Here is a 16,729-nt window from a genome sequence, read left to right on the forward strand (position 1 = left end):
TCCACTATATGATGCACTAATGGATCTCTGCGATGCTTATGACGACTCACCCTCCCATGTCTCTTGGCGTCTAGCGCATACATTCCTTCGTTCGGTCTATTCATAAGGCAGAGGCTGGCGATGCTCCTTAAGGGACTCGTAGTCTTATGGTGAAAATAATGCCGGCTTCTCCGTGTCATCCTTCTGTTAGAGGTCGAGTTCTGATTGCTTAGGCTGCCTCTCCGAGACAATAAAGGTCTTTCATCATTTGGCTCACATCAAAATGTACTTTCTTCTTGCACAAGGTGTGTAAAATCTTCAGTAACTTTCCACAGAGCACGACAATCGATTGTTTCTTTCGAAGTGGATTGATGGTGCGTGTAGTGTAATAATCATGTAATTGCTTAAAGGCCTCATTATGTACGGAATAAAAGAGCTCGAAGTTTTCTTCTACCACGCTTAGAAATCCGTTTTTGTCCTTTATGCTGTCCAGAAGAGTTTTCACGTAATGTGAGTCCCGCTAGTTTGATTAATTGGCGTGGATGCTCATATTGTGTAAGAGAACCAACTTCGGAAAGCAGCTCGACAATTGTTACGTCTCCGATTCCAGGTACTGATGCTAAATACGCATAATCCGTCATTTGTTTTGCCAGTTCTATAAGCTGGACTGTTAATTCATCAAGCTGAGCTTGCATCAATTGATACTGGGAAAGTAGTGTAGCGATTTCAATGCGTGCCATCACTAAGCCTTCTGTCAGTCCAATCGAGCTTTGTGCCACCTCGACTAATTGTTTTGCCTTTGGTAGCTGTGGACTTTTCATCCCATCTACTTGGCGGTATAAAAATAATAATTCTTCTGGCGTTTTCCCTTGAATGTCCATCGGCAGTGGTGTCTTTTCAAGCGCCGCATACGCCATTTTCCCGAAGTTTTTAAATACCTGTGTAAACTCAGGAAAAAAGCGATCTAACCAACGGATCATTCGATTTTGTAAGGCATTTACATCTTCTTGGATTTTGGCACGCAAGGTTGTACCATTACGCAATTCAGCTTCCACGCCTTCTAGAATACGTGGGTAACTAAATCGTCCATCTCGCATTAAACGTGCAATGACGAGCGCATCCTTTTGGTCATTCTTTGTTTGAAGATTGTCATCTAGCTCTTTGGAACGATTGACATGATGAGGATTCACCATGATAAATGGAATTCCATGTGCTTGAAGATAGGCAGCGAGATTCATCCAGTAGTGACCTGTGGGCTCGAAACCGACAAGAATTTCACTTTTTTCATGGGTAGCACGTAAAGCCAGTAATCTTTCATAAAAAGCATCGAAACCTTCTCTTGTTTGCGAGAAAGGGAACGATTTATGGAGCACGCGTCCTCTTTCATCAACCGCGCATGCATAATGTGTACGCTTGGCAATATCGATACCGATGACGAGTGTTTTTTCAGAGACTTGATTAATCTTTTGGTTCCTATTAGAATTCATAAAAGGAGTCCTCCTGTGTGATAGTGGGTCAATGGCTGTTGACACTCATGCATCATACAAGAGGGCTTTTCTGATTTCAAGCCCCTGAAAATCCTTCTAACAGGAATGCTCCTTATTAGAAAGGAAGGGCTATGTTTCATTTATACGTTTACAAGAGATACCTCATCTTTTGTCACTGCATTGGCCATATGTGCTGTCGCCACATAGCTTAATGTCATACCAGGTCCAATGGTTGCGCCAGGGCCTGGATATGTTTCCCCCATGATAGACGCTGAACAATTGCCAGATGCGTACAATCCCTCAATGGGTTCACCATTCTCCTTTATTACCCGAGCATATTCGTCCACTACGAGGCCACCTTTCGTGCCGATGTCTCCAGGATAAAGACGTAATGCGTAGAATGGCGCTTTCTTGATTTCTGCTAAATTTGGATTTGGCAGTGTCGGATCCCCGTAGTAATTATCATAGGCACTATCTCCTCGATAAAAATCATCATCATGTCCGTTCCGCGCAAAGTCATTAAAACGATTCACCGTCGCGACTAGGCGCTCCGTTGGCACATCCATTTGTCTAGCAAGCTCTTCAATCGTTTTCGCACTTTTTGCGACTCCCTGCTCAAACCAACTTTTCGGGAAGGCCTGTCCTGGGAACAATCCCGTAAAAATATAACGGCTTTTAGCTGAAGCATCAATCAATATCCAGGAAGGAACCGCCTGCTTTGTGGCCTCTTGATGCTTATACATCGTATCCACGAATTCATGATAGGGAGCCGCTTCATTGACAAAGCGTTGCCCTGTGCTATCCACTACAATCATATTGGGCACGCCTCGATCTGCCACAAGGAAGAATGGATGTCCTTTTGGATCAATAACAGAAGGTGCTCCCCACACTTTATCCATTAAATCCAACGTAGCACCAATTTTTAAGCCAGGTTCAAGGATGTCACCTGTTTGTCCTTCTGGAGAAGAAGTCCATGCAGCATTCGTAGGGCTTGGTAAATACTTTTCACGAAGTGTTTGATTATGTGAGAAGCCACCTGATGACAGTACAACACCTTTCTTTGCCTCAATTTTAAGCTCTTGCCCATCTCGTTCCACAATCATTCCAATTACTCTTCCCTTGTCCATAATGAAATCTTTAAATGCAGTTGATAGCCAAAGCTCACCATTTGCTTCTGCAAGGGAGAGGCGTAAACGTGCGATTAAAGCTTCTCCTAATGCTACCGGATCGCTCTTAGTCACCTTTGACTTGACTAAGCGCGCTCCTAATTTCAGTGCTGTAGTTTTACCTTTTAGCGTCCGTGTAATCATATTCACCTTATGAAACTCGTAGCTATTCATCGTGAAGCCTTTTGTTGATAGAGTTGCACGACGCATCGAATTTGCCAAAGAGCCCATTTTTGTTAAATCGAAAATAAGTGGTTCAATGGCGCGTCCCTGTGATAAGCCACCAGGTTTTTCTGGATAATAATCCGAGTAGCCTTTTGCATATTGGAAGCGCATATGCTTTGTTTTATTGTATAAAAAGCGCAACATTTCAGGTCCTCTCGTAATATAAGCTTCCTTTAGCCCTTCTGGCACACGATCACCGATTGTAGAATCTAGATATTGGCGTGCAAGTTCATGTGTATCTGGGACACCTGCACCTTTAATGATATGATTATTAGGAATCCATAAGGCACCGCCTGAAATAGCAGAAGCACCACCATAGCGATCTGTTTTTTCAATCACTAATGATTTCATTCCTTGTAACTTTGCTGTTAAACCTGCTGTCAATCCCGCTGCACCAGAGCCTACTACTACTACATCATAACTAGCATCCCATTTCATTCAACCATTCCTCCCTATATGAGCTAAATCGATGAATCTGGCCTTTCTATTAAAAAGTATAGAATTAAACCAATATTCAGTCAATTTAAACCATTCCCTATTTTTCCACAAAAAAAGGAGCCTAGATGCTCCGTTTAAGGTTTTAGAATCACCTTTATACAGTTATCTTCCCGTCCACTAAATATTTTATAGGCTTTACTTGCTTCTTCTAATGGCAATTGATGTGTAATGGTACGATACATTAAAAGGCAAGATGACACGGTCACCCTCACATCAGTTCTTACCTATTACATAATCCTTCTGTGAAGGAATAGCGCCTTGGTAAATATGCAAATCAGATCTCCAAATAGCAGTAGAAGTGATTTGCACAATAATATCGTCCTTCTCTTTAATAGTTGGACCCTCTACATTTTAACTTGGATATCTTTAATTCCCTGATATGTTACAGCCTTCACGACAACGACAACACTCCCATTGCATAGTATCATCACAAAAAGCATAGATTTTCGACTCTATTCTTTCCTTCTCTAACCTGCAGTATGCACATCTTTGTCATTATCGTTTTTATGCAGGCAAATCAATGTCAAGCATATTCATTTCTACTTAGCATATAGTTTGAAAAAGACATTAAGTTGATGATAGGGCGGAGGAATTTTACAGGTGAGTGCAATGATACTTGGCGGTTTTCTATTTTTCAGTGTGAGCATTGGGGGCGCAATTGCCTGGATCTTCTCTAAGCTATTTCAGCATACGACACAGGGATTATCATTATTGTGCGGAGGTTTTTTAGTAGGCTTACTTGTGCTAGATATCATCCCTTCTTCCTTTCAAATCTATCAATCTTTCGGAGTTATATTAGGTATTTTTGTTGGTTATTTCATCTTTCAACTACTAGATACCTTATTTCATGCTTCTCATGCACAAAATCCCTCGGTCTCTCTATTAACACTAGCTATGATTATCCATACAATACCTATTAGTCTCACTGTTGGAAATTTACTTGGAAATGCTGCATTAAGTATTTCTCTCACCGCCTCCATTATTCTTCACCATGTTCCAGAGGGATTTGCTTTATCTACTGCACTCATCTCTCAAGGTGAAAGGCTTTGGAGACTTTTCATTTATTTCTTCATCTTCTCCATTTTCTTTAGTATTTTCATCTGGTTTGGTCAGTATTGGGCTTTACCAGATAAAGCACAAGGGATTTTAATGGGCATTTCGATAGGATTGATTGCTACAGCTAGTATTTCTGAATTCATTTTGCATCAGCTACAGAAAGTCTCATTTAAAGCATTTTTTATGTATCTCTTTCTAGGTTATTTCCTAAGCTATATTTTCCATATACTTGTTGAATAATAAAGGGATGTCTCTGCACATGAGACATCCCTTTCCTCTTTTATTCTTCTTCACTTACTAGCATTAAGGTAAGGGTTAAAATTTTTGAAACCTCTGCCCGAGTAAGATTGCCTTTCGGGTTAAACTTACCATTCGTACCATTTAAAATACCTAGATGTTGTAATAGACCAATTGCCTCTACTGTTTCTTGACGCATTTGATTTTTATCAGTGAATGAATTGTTTTTGCTCACTTGCGCAACATTCACTTCCATACCTTCTAAATACCTAGCAGTGATATAGGCCATTTCCTCTCTTGTAACGGGCTTTTTCGGCTCAAATTTTTCACCATTGAAAATATCGATTAAGCCATACTCTTCAAGAATCGCTACTTCCTTAGCTCCCCAGAAACCATTAAGATCAGTATAAGAAGCAGGACCCTCATAATCTTCATTGACATTTAAACCAGATGCACGGAAAATAATAGCCGCTAGTTCTCCTCGCGTCACTTGTCCATTTGGATTAAACGTAGTAGCCGTTGTCCCATTAATGATAGCTGTTTGATATAAAAACTGAATATAGCTTTCAGCCCAATGACCAATAGCATCCTTGAAATATCCACCTGCTTTTAACTCAACGTCGGCACGAGCAAATACCTGTACCATATCATTTAAATCTTCTGCACTAACTGCTTCCCATTTGCCAGCTGTATATACCTCACTCTTGTAGCCATTACTAGTTTGTGTAATTTTTATTTGAATCGCATGCCCAAATAACTTCTTCAGTTCTTCATAGTTTTCCTTAAACTCTTTTTCTCCCTCTGGATAGAGGTTTGTACCATCTTTGTATGATTGAAGGATCGCCTCTAATGAAATTTTTACTGTAATACTATTTTTTGTTGTAACAATCGACACTTCGTTATTTTCAAAGCCTATTTTAGATAACAAAAGCAATTTATAAATATCTTGATAGGGCATGGCTTGTAACTGACTAGTGGCTGCAACATTCTGCTTTGGATGAATTATATTTGCCACATTTACTACATCCTGTGCATATGCCTGTCCACCAAACCCTCCTGTAAAACATGTAATACTCAGTGCACCAGCTAACATTATTTTCTTCACTGTTTTTCCCCCTTCGATTCATAGATTCAGTGTACTAAAACAATAGTTTATAAATCTATAAAAATATGGGAATTATACAATAATTATATAAAAGACCTATTTTTAACACATTATAATTTTCCTATTTTACTTTTGATTTTGAAACTAGTTTAACAGAAGAACAAATTCCTCAATGTCATCTACCATAATTACATATGTAATTAGATATAAAGTCAAACATTGTCTAACGAGGCCCCTGATGTTGGGGACATGTTTACCATGGAAAACTATCTCTAAAATAAGGGCAGCTTAAAGGCTGTTCTTTGTTATATTTCTGTAAGGGTGGGTACATACTTGAAAAGAAACTTCTTTTAGATAACTTTATATTTATATAATATCAGAGGCTTTCATTTGATTTTTATTCGTAGGTAGAAGTAGTATGGGATTGTAACGAAGGATTATCTACATATCCACACTATTATATTAATGTAACAATTTCAAAGGAGGAATTTCGATGAATTATCAAAACATTACAGTTGCAGGTAGTGGTGTATTAGGGAGTCAAATTGCTTATCAATCTGCTTTCAAAGGTTTTAATGTAACAGTGTATGACATAAACGACGAGGCGTTAAAAAATGCACAGGATCGTATTACAAAATTAAAACCATTGTATCAACAAGATTTAGGTGCGACACAAGAAGAAGTGGATGCAGCCTATGCACGTCTTTCATTTAACAGTGACCTGGCTCAAGCCGTTGCCAATGCTGATCTTGTTATAGAAGCAATCCCTGAAGTTGTGAGTATTAAAACAGAATTTTACACGAATCTTGGAAAAGTAGCACCAGCAAAAACAATTTTTGCAACAAACTCGTCTACTTTACTACCAAGCCAATTTGCTGAAGCAACTGGCCGTCCTGAGAAATTTTTAGCTCTTCACTTTGCTAATACGATCTGGAAAAACAATACTGCGGAAATTATGAAACACCCTGGTACAGATATGAAAGTGTTTGATGAAGTTGTTGAATTTGCGCGCGCTATCGGCATGGTACCACTACCATTGCATAAAGAGCAACCTGGCTATATTTTAAACTCATTACTAGTTCCGTTTTTAGATGCAGCTGAATCTTTACTTGTAAAAGAAGTGGCTGATCCAGAAACAATCGATAAAACATGGATGATTGGTACAGGCGCTCCACTTGGACCATTTGCTATTCTAGACATCGTTGGCATTAACACTGCCTATAATATTGTGGAAGCGAAAGCAACTGCCACTGGCGATGAAAACATGAAAAAATTAGCTAACCTCTTAAAAACAGAGTACATCGAAAAAGGTAAACTTGGCCGTGCAACAGGGGAAGGCTTTTACACATATCCAAACCCAAGCTTCGCAAAACCAGACTTCCTAAAAGGCTAATCAATAAAAAGATGTACATAGTACCTTTTACTATGTGCATCTTTTTTTCTTTCCCAATGTTCGTAGTGACAATCCGAACTTTAAATAAGACTCGTAATTTATTCTATCACGCATGTAGGAACGAGCTCTGTTAACAATATGTAATCTGGCGCCTACTCGAAATGCTCAGTTTTACAAAAGAAGTTCATCAGATTTCCGACTCGAACACCAGAATAGAAAAATCGACTGGTAGCTTTCACAGGAAGAAGTCCCAAAAACTAGGGGCGTCTTGAAATTTTACTGTTGCAAGCTTTTCTAAAATTTTTAATTTAATTTCTTGTTCTAGGTCTTCCCTTTCATGATAGTCCGTATTGTGTAAACAATGTTTAATTTTTGGGATGAAATTCTCAATTATTGTTAGAGTCTCTTCGTTATTTTTATTTTCTAAATTTCCCATAATTTATTCCTCCTTTTTTCTGAGTGAATGATTGAGTTTATTTAAAGCCTTTCTATGATGATTAGATATATTCTGGGGAGTTGTTTTTAATATTTGAGCTATCTCTTTTATAGAAAGCTCTTTTACATAAATCATCTCTAAAATTTGAAGCTGTTTTACCGTTAGTTTTTGCAAGGACTTTAAGAGCTGTACATCTTCTATATTGTCCAATAAACCTCCACCAATTAAATGATCTAGACCATTTTCATTGCGTGTATCTTCTATTAGCTCTTTTAGGGTCGTCTCCCCTTCCTCTGATAATCCCTTATCTAAAATTAATAAAGATCGCTTTTGCAGTCTTCTTCTTTTTTTATCAAAATCTAAACTAAAGAAATAAATTAAATTACTAACATATTTGATCTTCCTAACATTTATATAGTGAGATTGAAAAGATTCATCAACGAGCTTCTTATTCAAATCAGTTGGATATAAGATCGCTTTTTGCACTTAATAAAGATTTTGGGGATCTGACAAAAAGCTTTTAACAATCGGATTGTTAACCTGTTCATTATTTCTATAGAAAAATTCCTCTATTTTTTGTTTATCATTCTTCATTTAATAATCCCTCCTATTATCCGCCTTCTTTCTTTATAAAGTGAATGTTGTATCTATATTATAAACCAAAATAAGAACAAACGTTCTTAAAAAGGGTGAAAAAAATCACCTTTTATACAAAAAAGGTGATTTAATCCAACTTATTTAAATATCTAATATAGCTTTTATTTTTTCTGGCTGATAACCAGTAATTCTCTCTACTTTATTATCACTGACTAATAAAGTAAATGGGATAGCGCTACTATTAAATTGCTTAAACTCCATTAATACGTGCTCTTCATTAATATCCTTATTAATATAAGTAATATTATTTTCTTCTAACCACTCCTTTAACCTAACGCAATATTGACAACCATTACTTGAATATACCGTTATATCATACTTCACCTTATAGACCTCCTTTTTTCTATAAAGAGGATTTAAACATAAGAAATGAAACCATGACAAAATAATATTTTTTACAGGAAGGTTGTTTTTATTACAGAAGAATCCTCTTTACATAGTACAGTTACAATTTTGGTGATATAGCCAAGCGGTAAGGCAAGGGTCTGCAAAACCTGGATCCTCGGTTCGAATCCGAGTATCACCTTATATTACTAATTTGGAGTAAGAGGGAGGTAATTTACATTATGACACCAGAAAATGTTCCAATTTGGATTAGCCTAATAGGAAATTTTGGATTCCCTATTGCCATAACAGTCTACCTGTTCATTCGCTTTGAAAGGAAAATAGATAAATTAGAGGCTGTCATCATGGAGTTATCTGAAGTTATAAAATCTCTTAATTACAAGAAAGGAGGGTAATCCACATGGAAATTGAAAAATTAATGGCCTGTTACTGTAAAGCAAGAGAAGTTCAATCATTTTATACAAATTGTTTAGCGGGTGATCGTCTGTCCCCAAAAGAACGCGATTTACTAATAAATCTTATTCAAAATGCCAGTATTTCTTCTAATTTATTGTGGGAATATTGTCAGATTCATGCTAATGAAACATGATCTATTAACAAAATAAATCCAACAAATAGTTTTGGGTTAAGAACTACTAATTTTATTTGTGATTTTATCCCCTTTAAGTAGACAATGTAAAAAAAACTACAGTACGCTGTAGATAACATTTTACTTAAAAGGGATTTTTATATGCAAAGAAAAAATCGTACGTATTCGAATGAATTTAAATTACAAGTTGTTTTAGGCGTCCATTCCATTATTCGAAAGAAGCGCCGTGTATGAAAATCGCGTTTCTCATGTATTTGATAATGTCGTGGACCGTCAGTTTTCGGATCGTGTAGCGAACGAAGTATTTGTCACAGATATCACGTTTTTACCATCGAAAAATGGATAACTCTACTAATCCGCCATACAAGATTTATACAACAACGAAATCGTTGCTTGGAAAATCAGTAAACGAAATAATTTACAGCTTGTATTAGATACGTTGGATGAGTTAACGAGCAAAAGAAACTTGTATAGAAGCATCCTTCATTCGGATCAGAGATTCCAGTACACATCAACTAAATACCAGTAGCATATTAAGCAACATGCATGATTGGTAGCCACTCCCGCAAAGGAAACTGCCATGATAATGCCTGCATTGAATCGTTTTTCTCACACTTCAAAAGCGAGTGTTTGTATCTCTCTTACATGCGGATTCAGATGAGGCAATTATACAAGCAGTTGAAGAATATATTTACTTTTATAACTACCAACGTTTCCAAAAACGACTCAAACCATCTGGCACCGATACAATATCGACACCAGATGGCTGCTTAGTCTTTTTTAATGCTGTCTACTTGGCAGAGATAAGTCCATTGATGAGTTTTAATTATTAATAAGTGATTTAAGCTTCTTTAAATCCAAATGTCCCTATTAAAAATGCTATTAGAAATATTATTAGCAAAATGGAATTGAGGATAATTAAATGTAATTCTACTACCGCATCTCATACCATACCACTTTTTATACAGTCGAATAACAAGAAATCAACATTTATGGAGCAACTTTTATATTATTATGTAATGTCGATAATAAGGTTTTTTCATAATCTTTAAGTACTGACTATTATAAATAAAAAAAGGCAAAGTTGATTTCAGGCAAGGAATGGTTTATTCGATGTGATGAAAACTGTAAATAACACGTGTGGTATAATTGTAATAAAGTCAAACCTTCATTTACATACAAAGGGGCGGTGCTATTTGCAAAGAAAAATTTTTACGTATTTATCAATAATTTTCTTGTTTTTAACATTTCTTATTGGATTGGCTCCTCAATATATTCTGGGAATTGGCATAACAATTCCATTTATTTTAGGAATTTCAGGACTAATATTTGCTATTTTAGGGATAAAGGGACCCACTCGTATGATTTTAGTTGTCCTTAATTCGTTTATATTAGTAGTGTTTATCGGGATTTATCTAATGGCTTTTTATGGATTTAATAAACCTTAAAAGAAGCAAAGTTTATCTTTAAAAGTCAGAATGATAGGAATTTTATGATAGTCTACAAAGAATAGCTATACTAAAAAGCATATAAGTTCGTTTTATAGGTTTAATTTATATTTCCTGAAAAAAATTTAAAAATGCAGTTTAAATCTCCAGTTGTATTTCACTTTACATAGTAATGAAGCACATCATACTAAATGTTGCTTCAAATACTTTAAAAGGGAGAGAAAACAATGACTGAAAAACAAACTAAATCAGGAATTAAAGAGTTATCGAAAAATGAGGTTAACAATTTAGTTGAAAAAGCATTGGCAAATGAAAGTGTGCAGACGCTTATCAACAACTCACTAAATCATTACCCTGCTATTAAAGCTAAGTATACTGATCTTCGAGCTTTAATAACACAATCATTAGGCGGAGAATTTACTAAAGGAACTACCCTGTACAAGTTCTTACTTTAGTTATGGAAGAACTTCAGACAGTAATTACTTTTACTGTCGAAAACGCAGAATTTAAAGCTGTTTCGCATTTCCATGGTCATTCAAGTGTTATCGAAGTTACACAATCTGTTGGAGTAAATTTATTCCCAATTGTAACTATTAAGATTAATGGAGAGTATTTCGATTATGAATGGCACACAAACCCATTATATGATGTCAATGAATTACGTTCTTCTACACAAAATAATGAACTTAATCTAATGTGGTCAAATTGTACTATCTGTACTACTGTTTGTGACACTATCCAAGGTTTAGGATGTACCTTAGCTGGTACAGCAGCTTGTATGGTAGCTTGTGCTCCAATCGGTACTGTAGCGTGTCCATTTATTTGTGCAGCTGTTTTTGGATTAGTGTGCCTTAGCGAAAATAAGATCACATGTGGACCAGGTTGTAAATCATTAGGGTTTTGCTAAATAGAAATAACAAGTTATAAAGTTAATATCTCCCCACCAATAATGTTATAATTAAAATAGGAGGGGAGATTCTTGTTAGCCTATAAGAGAATAATTATAATACATTTACTTATTATGTTTTCTAGCATTTTTATTAGTTTTCAGATAAAAGGTATATGGATAGGATTACTTATATTTTTATTGGTGTATGCTTCTCTTTTTTGGTTGTTTATTGGACTACCTTATGCATTTCAAACAAAGTCGAAGTTTTTCGAAAGGTATTGGAATTGGTTAGTAAAAGGTGGGAAAATTGGTCCAAAAAGCTAAAGATTTATTCTTTAATATTGCTTAATAATAGTAACAGAATACTCAATTTTATAAGAGAAATATTAAATTTAATCTACCTCCGAAAATGTTAGACTTTTACTAACATTTCAGGGGTAGATTTTTGTTTAATATTGAGCGAATTTCTCCTTTTTATTTATTATCATCTTCCTTCTAACACTTTATTATTTAAAAGGAGATGACAAAATGAAATATGAAATCATTTTAGAGCGGGTAAAAGTGGTCAAGTTGTTTAAAGTTTTAAATGCAGTTCCTGATAATTTAGATAAGATTCGAGCAAGGGAATTGTGGCAAGAAACAGATCAAGGTTCAGGATCTGTTATTGCTGTATTAGATAGTGGTGTTCAGGTTGACCACCCGAGTTTAAAGGACAATATTATTGATGGCTATAATTTCACAGATGATGATGAAGGTAATCCTTCAATATTTAAAGATTATCTTGGACATGGTACACATGTATCTGGAATTCTAGCTGCTGTTGATAATGGCAAGGGAATCACAGGTATTGCGCCAAAAAGTAAACTTCTTATATTAAAAGTAATAAATCGTAAAGGAAGAGGAAGCTTTGAGAGTTTGATTAAGGCAATTATGTATGCCGTTACTTGGACTGGACCTAATGGAGAAAAAGTAAACATTATTAATATGTCACTCGGCAGCCCAGAACCAAATGAAGAATTGCATAAAGCCATAAAATATGCCCGTTCAAAAGGTATCGTATTAGTAGCCGCTGCTGGTAATCAAGGCGATGGAGAAAGCGCAACTATCGAAATATCATACCCTGGTTTTTACAAGGAAGTAATTCAAGTCGGCTCTATCTCTGAAACAGACACGCCTTCAAAATTTTCTAATACGAATGTTAATTTAGATTTTGTAGGGCCTGGTGAAAATATATTATCTACGCATTTAAACAGTGATTATGTAGAATTGACAGGAACCTCTATGGCAGCTCCATTTGTTGCCGGTGCAGCTGCACTTATTACAAAAAAAATCAAACATTGTGAACCCCATTTGATTCCAATGTATGTATATGACTACTTATTAACTCATGCTCTTTCATTGGACCGTTTCTCCATTAATCAGGTAGGAAATGGTTTTATTCAGTTGAAATAATTTGTGGTAACAATGGCAATTTATTCATTCCCCTTAAAAGATAAACATCAACATCTGCCTTTTAAGGGGAGTATTTTTCTTGTTTTTAGTTCATTATGCTTCTAATTACTATTTTGGGAGTGATAAATAGTTAGAGTTGTTGATATTTTATATCTTTGGTATTTAGCAAAAACATATTGTATTGAAAGGATTTGAATAAGGAGATGGGTATTCTAATTCCAATTGGGATAGGTTTTTTCGCTAATATGTTAGTATTTGGAATAAGTATACTTCTTATAAAAGATAATAGAAAAGCATCTAAGCTAACCCTTATTTTCTTCGGGGTCATTGTTCTTCTGTCGTTGATCATTGGTAGTTGGTCAGGAATAGGCTTATTTGTTATAAGCTTAGGTATGTTACTCTTATCTATCTGTTTATATGTATATATTTTTATTGAGCGTAGCTTGAAAAAGGACCTATAGAGAATGCCTTTGAAGGGTAATTCCTTCAAAGGCATCTTTTCATTTCTCCATACTCACAGAATGCACGATGACAACAGGCACTGAGGTAATTATTGTAAGGAGCTTTGATTTGAAATGACGGCAGTTTTAAGGAGTACTGCCGTGTGACTTAAAGATGCTTCTGCATACCATATATGTAAGAACAAATATGTAGATGGGGGGATATTATGGATCTTCTGTTGACCACTTTTCTTAGGCTAGATATTCCGTATAATTACTTTCACGATTCATTCCCCATTATGATTGAATACTTGGGGATTCTTGGATTTTGGCTCGCATCCACATTTTCGGTCATTATTATCATGCTAAGTATATGGTTTCTTATAAAGAAAGCGGGCATTGTTAGTGCTTTACTTATTCTTTTTATCACGGTGATTCTTTTATTCCTTGCTTTCTTTTCATTGTTCCATTGCTACTCACCATAATAAATTGAAGCCTTTGAAGATGAATACTTCAAAGGCTTTTTAGCATTTTTAGAAATACAGCACCATATAATCCTCATCAAAATATTGCTGTCCTATTTTTAAGGCGTTTCGTTCTGTTCCAAAAACGTGAAAACCTAACGATGTGTATAATCCTTTTGCTGATTCATTGGAAGAAACAACTGTTAAATTAATTTGCTTGACGTCTACTAGTGACTTCGCTTGATTGATGATCTCTACCATTAGTTGTTTTCCTATGCCCAATCCCCGCTTTTTTGAAGAAACATAAACGGCAAAAATACTCGCTTTATGCTTTAGCTTCATTTTATTTGCTTGCACCAATGTCGCCACACCGAGTAAATCCTCCTGGTCAAATGCCCCAAATGTAAATGTTCCCTGTCCCTCGAGCCTATTTGCAAACGACTCAAGTGACAAATCCTTTTCTTCCTCGAAGCTAGCGCCAAAAGCTTCTGGATTTGTTTGCAATCCCTCTAATCTTAAATCTCTATATACCTCAGCATCTGCTGCTGTTAATTGTCTAATTTCCATGCCTTTTCCTCCTATCATACTTTTCCTATTTATCGGTCATAACAATTGGCATTTGATGTACTTTTCCAACAGTAATCCTTAAAATGGAAGTGAAGGAGCTGAAAATCTATGGAATCTACTAATATGTCAAAACATTTTCGTACGTTACAGGCACAACGAGCACACTATCTACCAGCTATTCATTCCCTTTCACAGGAAGAACTATGGCGAGTAACACGTGAGGGAAAATGGTCCATTGGTGAACACTTTTATCACCTTTATTTGATTCTCAAAATGCTCCACACAGCAACCAAATATTTTTTATTCCTCACGCCTATCGCTAAAATGCGAAGAAACAAGCCATTCTCTACTGAAATACATGATATTTATGAAGAATATCAATCCAAAAAAGGACAAGGAATGCGAGCACCAGGTATTTTAGTTCCACCTAAGAAAATACGCTTTGTATTAAACAGTTATGATATCGAGCATTTACTTATCAACGAGACACTTGCTTTGCAAAAGTTAGTACAAAATATAGACGAGGATGTTGCAGGACACATTGTTTTTCCTGATCCCATTGCGCATTATCCTAATCTCATTCAAGCTATTCAATTGTTGGCTATTCATGAGAGACATCACTATAAGATTGCTGTTAAAAGAAAAGTGACCTAAAATGATGCTAACATTTTAGGTCACTCTATAGTTTCTAAAGCAGCATACGTAAAAACTTTTCAAAATGCACGCCTGCCTCACGAGGTACTTGCTCCTTCGAAGTAGCTTCAATTGCAGCGGCTAAAAATGTTTCTGCCAGTGTCATTGATTCCATTAAATCTTGTCCGCGCATCATGCCGCCCATTATGATGGATGCGAAGAGGTCGCCTGTTCCTGAATAGCTCTCACCATTATAGTTGCGGATACTATGAAAAGACCGCTCAGAATCGACAAACATATTCCCTACAAAACGCTTGGCCGTATCACCTGCTGGGGGATTCAAACCAGTAATAATGACGTTTGCTCCAGTTGCTTGCTGTAGCTGCTGACCTGCCTCCTTAAGGGCATGAATATAATCTGTATCATTTTGATAGCTCAGTAGCCTTTCATATGATAAACCTGTAAGCAAGCAACATTCCGTAACATTTGGCGTAATAATATCAGCACACTTTACTAACGCTTTCATACGATCAAGCAATTCACCAGTAAACATTTTATAGACCTCACCATGATCACCCATTACTGGATCGACAAGCAACGTCGTCTTATTTGAGTGAAACACGTCTAAAAAGCGAAATATATTATCGATTTGCTCCTTACCTGTAACAAAGCCTGTGTGAATACCATCAAAGGTAGCTCCAAGCTTACTCCACTCATCTATGAAAGAGTCCATCTTTGATGTTAAATCTTCACAATAAAAGCTTGAATATCCTGTTTGAGCCGTTAAAATAGCTGTTGGTAGTGGGACTGCTTGCACACCCATCACAGAGAGTACAGGCATCGCCGCCGTTAACGAGCACTTTCCAAAGGACGACATATCTTGAATTACTGCAACTTTTTTCATCATACATTCCACCTAACTCATCCTGCTTTTACTCTCCTCATCGTATCACAATTAGAAAGTTGCGAAAATAACCTTAATCTGACCATTAACTTTTTTATGAAATTGACACTTTTACAATAGTCAGTCCTTTGTTAAAGTAAAAATCATCAAAATATTCATCATAGTGAGGAAGAGACAAATGCAAAATATACAAAGGCCAACATCCTATACAAAATCACGTACAAAAACATTTGATTTAGTCATTACAGCCATTTTAGCAGCACTTGTTTTCGTTGCTACAATGTTTATCAATCTGAAGCTACCGATAGGGCAAGGTGGTCTTATCCACTTAGGAACATCTATGCTGTTTATCTCCGCTATTTTATTTGGGCCAAAAAAAGGAGCACTTGCTGGAGCTATTGGAATGGGCTTATTCGATATCGTAGGTGGCTGGTTAATTTGGGCACCCACAACCATTATTTCACGCGCATTACAAGGCTTCATTGTTGGTAAAATTGCTTGGTCAAAAGGACATAAAGGTGATAATCTTGGGTTGAATATTTTAGGAGCAGTAGTATCAATGCCCGTGATGATTGCTGTTTACTATGTTGGGCAAGCCATTATGTTCAACAGCTGGATTGCCCCGCTGGCATCCATTCCAGGAGACGTCATTCAAAACATCGTAGGCTTAGTTATCGCCATCCCGGTATGTGTTGTATTGAAGAAAACGCCATACTTCAAAAAGAACTTTTAATGAGAATACGCCATCTTGCTGTTCAA

The 16,729-nt window shown here is 36.3% G+C and carries 17 protein-coding genes, 1 tRNA gene and 2 pseudogenes; 11 read left to right on the top strand and 9 right to left on the bottom strand.

What is annotated here, in order from left to right:
* Nucleotides 1-208 precede the first annotated feature (208 nt).
* From MKZ14_RS17570 to MKZ14_RS17580, 3 genes and pseudogenes are all read right to left on the bottom strand, one after another.
* Nucleotides 209-1,466 (bottom strand): annotated as a pseudogene (locus tag MKZ14_RS17570) (IS110 family transposase).
* Between the two features lie 140 nt (nucleotides 1,467-1,606).
* Nucleotides 1,607-3,295: an FAD-dependent oxidoreductase gene (locus MKZ14_RS17575; protein WP_339280254.1), complete on the bottom strand. Its 1,689-nt coding sequence runs from the start codon at nucleotides 3,293-3,295 to the stop codon at nucleotides 1,607-1,609.
* 282 nt (nucleotides 3,296-3,577) lie between these two features.
* A pseudogene (locus tag MKZ14_RS17580) lies at nucleotides 3,578-3,750 on the bottom strand (glutathione-dependent formaldehyde dehydrogenase); the annotation flags it as partial.
* Between the two features lie 214 nt (nucleotides 3,751-3,964).
* Between MKZ14_RS17580 and MKZ14_RS17585 the strand changes: the two are divergent.
* Nucleotides 3,965-4,651, top strand: coding sequence for a zinc transporter family protein (locus MKZ14_RS17585; protein ID WP_244905038.1), 687 nt, complete (start codon nucleotides 3,965-3,967; stop codon nucleotides 4,649-4,651).
* Between the two features lie 40 nt (nucleotides 4,652-4,691).
* Here MKZ14_RS17585 and MKZ14_RS17590 read toward each other — a convergent pair whose 3' ends face one another.
* Complete coding sequence (locus MKZ14_RS17590; protein WP_339280255.1) at nucleotides 4,692-5,753, bottom strand: S-layer homology domain-containing protein; 1,062 nt, start codon at nucleotides 5,751-5,753, stop codon at nucleotides 4,692-4,694.
* Nucleotides 5,754-6,246: 493 nt separating this feature from the next.
* On the opposite strand from MKZ14_RS17590, the gene MKZ14_RS17595 reads away from it, so the two are divergent.
* Complete coding sequence (locus tag MKZ14_RS17595; RefSeq protein WP_036078675.1) at nucleotides 6,247-7,146, top strand: 3-hydroxyacyl-CoA dehydrogenase; 900 nt, start codon at nucleotides 6,247-6,249, stop codon at nucleotides 7,144-7,146.
* Nucleotides 7,147-7,381: 235 nt separating this feature from the next.
* Here MKZ14_RS17595 and MKZ14_RS17600 read toward each other — a convergent pair whose 3' ends face one another.
* The 3 genes from MKZ14_RS17600 to MKZ14_RS17610 all read right to left on the bottom strand — a co-directional run bounded on the left by MKZ14_RS17600 (nucleotide 7,382) and on the right by MKZ14_RS17610 (nucleotide 8,563).
* Complete coding sequence (locus MKZ14_RS17600) at nucleotides 7,382-7,582, bottom strand: hypothetical protein (protein ID WP_333003617.1); 201 nt, start codon at nucleotides 7,580-7,582, stop codon at nucleotides 7,382-7,384.
* 3 nt (nucleotides 7,583-7,585) lie between these two features.
* Nucleotides 7,586-8,068 (bottom strand): sigma-70 family RNA polymerase sigma factor, encoded by a 483-nt coding sequence (locus MKZ14_RS17605; RefSeq protein WP_333003619.1) that lies wholly within the window; start codon nucleotides 8,066-8,068, stop codon nucleotides 7,586-7,588.
* Nucleotides 8,069-8,320: 252 nt separating this feature from the next.
* Nucleotides 8,321-8,563, bottom strand: a complete 243-nt coding sequence (locus MKZ14_RS17610; RefSeq protein ID WP_333003621.1) for a glutaredoxin family protein — start codon at nucleotides 8,561-8,563, stop codon at nucleotides 8,321-8,323.
* Between the two features lie 131 nt (nucleotides 8,564-8,694).
* Between MKZ14_RS17610 and MKZ14_RS17615 the strand changes: the two genes are divergently transcribed.
* From MKZ14_RS17615 to MKZ14_RS17645, 7 genes are all read left to right on the top strand, one after another.
* A tRNA-Cys gene (locus MKZ14_RS17615) sits at nucleotides 8,695-8,765 on the top strand.
* Nucleotides 8,766-8,805: 40 nt separating this feature from the next.
* Nucleotides 8,806-8,979 carry a YvrJ family protein gene (locus MKZ14_RS17620; RefSeq protein ID WP_016993736.1) on the top strand — a complete coding sequence of 58 codons (174 nt, stop codon included), beginning with the start codon at nucleotides 8,806-8,808 and terminating at the stop codon, nucleotides 8,977-8,979.
* Between the two features lie 5 nt (nucleotides 8,980-8,984).
* Nucleotides 8,985-9,173: a hypothetical protein gene (locus tag MKZ14_RS17625; protein ID WP_333003626.1), complete on the top strand. Its 189-nt coding sequence runs from the start codon at nucleotides 8,985-8,987 to the stop codon at nucleotides 9,171-9,173.
* Between the two features lie 1,196 nt (nucleotides 9,174-10,369).
* A complete protein-coding gene (locus MKZ14_RS17630) occupies nucleotides 10,370-10,621 on the top strand; it encodes a hypothetical protein (RefSeq protein ID WP_016993735.1) in 252 nt (83 codons plus the stop codon).
* A 227-nt stretch (nucleotides 10,622-10,848) separates the two neighbouring features.
* Nucleotides 10,849-11,076, top strand: coding sequence for a hypothetical protein (locus MKZ14_RS17635; protein ID WP_333003628.1), 228 nt, complete (start codon nucleotides 10,849-10,851; stop codon nucleotides 11,074-11,076).
* Between the two features lie 2 nt (nucleotides 11,077-11,078).
* A complete protein-coding gene (locus MKZ14_RS17640; RefSeq protein WP_054786593.1) occupies nucleotides 11,079-11,528 on the top strand; it encodes a hypothetical protein in 450 nt (149 codons plus the stop codon).
* A gap of 510 nt (nucleotides 11,529-12,038) precedes the next feature.
* Nucleotides 12,039-12,962: a S8 family peptidase gene (locus MKZ14_RS17645; RefSeq protein WP_333003629.1), complete on the top strand. Its 924-nt coding sequence runs from the start codon at nucleotides 12,039-12,041 to the stop codon at nucleotides 12,960-12,962.
* Nucleotides 12,963-13,935: 973 nt separating this feature from the next.
* Here MKZ14_RS17645 and MKZ14_RS17650 read toward each other — a convergent pair.
* A complete protein-coding gene (locus MKZ14_RS17650) occupies nucleotides 13,936-14,433 on the bottom strand; it encodes a GNAT family N-acetyltransferase (protein ID WP_333003631.1) in 498 nt (165 codons plus the stop codon).
* Between the two features lie 108 nt (nucleotides 14,434-14,541).
* On the opposite strand from MKZ14_RS17650, the gene MKZ14_RS17655 reads away from it, so the two are divergent.
* Nucleotides 14,542-15,087 carry a DinB family protein gene (locus tag MKZ14_RS17655; protein WP_333003633.1) on the top strand — a complete coding sequence of 182 codons (546 nt, stop codon included), beginning with the start codon at nucleotides 14,542-14,544 and terminating at the stop codon, nucleotides 15,085-15,087.
* A 34-nt stretch (nucleotides 15,088-15,121) separates the two neighbouring features.
* Here MKZ14_RS17655 and MKZ14_RS17660 read toward each other — a convergent pair whose 3' ends face one another.
* Complete coding sequence (locus MKZ14_RS17660) at nucleotides 15,122-15,970, bottom strand: pyridoxamine kinase (RefSeq protein ID WP_333003634.1); 849 nt, start codon at nucleotides 15,968-15,970, stop codon at nucleotides 15,122-15,124.
* Between the two features lie 178 nt (nucleotides 15,971-16,148).
* On the opposite strand from MKZ14_RS17660, the gene MKZ14_RS17665 reads away from it, so the two are divergent.
* On the top strand, nucleotides 16,149-16,703 hold the full coding sequence (locus tag MKZ14_RS17665) for an ECF transporter S component (protein WP_048394329.1): 555 nt from the start codon (nucleotides 16,149-16,151) through the stop codon (nucleotides 16,701-16,703).
* Nucleotides 16,704-16,729: the final 26 nt, after the last annotated feature.

The sequence above is a fragment of the Lysinibacillus sp. FSL P2-0066 genome, assembly GCF_037969495.1.
Taxonomy (GTDB): Bacteria; Bacillota; Bacilli; order Bacillales_A; family Planococcaceae; genus Lysinibacillus; species Lysinibacillus boronitolerans.

Bases quoted from the DNA above. Each gene is read 5' to 3' on its own strand.
- MKZ14_RS17575 (WP_339280254.1), bottom strand. From the start codon at position 3,295: ATGAAATGGGATGCTAGTTATGATGTAGTAGTAGTAGGCTCTGGTGCA.
- MKZ14_RS17585 (WP_244905038.1), top strand. From the start codon at position 3,965: ATGATACTTGGCGGTTTTCTATTTTTCAGTGTGAGCATTGGGGGCGCA.
- MKZ14_RS17595 (WP_036078675.1), top strand. From the start codon at position 6,247: ATGAATTATCAAAACATTACAGTTGCAGGTAGTGGTGTATTAGGGAGT.
- MKZ14_RS17600 (WP_333003617.1), bottom strand. From the start codon at position 7,582: ATGGGAAATTTAGAAAATAAAAATAACGAAGAGACTCTAACAATAATT.
- MKZ14_RS17620 (WP_016993736.1), top strand. From the start codon at position 8,806: ATGACACCAGAAAATGTTCCAATTTGGATTAGCCTAATAGGAAATTTT.
- MKZ14_RS17625 (WP_333003626.1), top strand. From the start codon at position 8,985: ATGGAAATTGAAAAATTAATGGCCTGTTACTGTAAAGCAAGAGAAGTT.
- MKZ14_RS17635 (WP_333003628.1), top strand. From the start codon at position 10,849: ATGACTGAAAAACAAACTAAATCAGGAATTAAAGAGTTATCGAAAAAT.
- MKZ14_RS17640 (WP_054786593.1), top strand. From the start codon at position 11,079: ATGGAAGAACTTCAGACAGTAATTACTTTTACTGTCGAAAACGCAGAA.
- MKZ14_RS17645 (WP_333003629.1), top strand. From the start codon at position 12,039: ATGAAATATGAAATCATTTTAGAGCGGGTAAAAGTGGTCAAGTTGTTT.
- MKZ14_RS17650 (WP_333003631.1), bottom strand. From the start codon at position 14,433: ATGGAAATTAGACAATTAACAGCAGCAGATGCTGAGGTATATAGAGAT.
- MKZ14_RS17655 (WP_333003633.1), top strand. From the start codon at position 14,542: ATGGAATCTACTAATATGTCAAAACATTTTCGTACGTTACAGGCACAA.
- MKZ14_RS17660 (WP_333003634.1), bottom strand. From the start codon at position 15,970: ATGAAAAAAGTTGCAGTAATTCAAGATATGTCGTCCTTTGGAAAGTGC.
- MKZ14_RS17665 (WP_048394329.1), top strand. From the start codon at position 16,149: ATGCAAAATATACAAAGGCCAACATCCTATACAAAATCACGTACAAAA.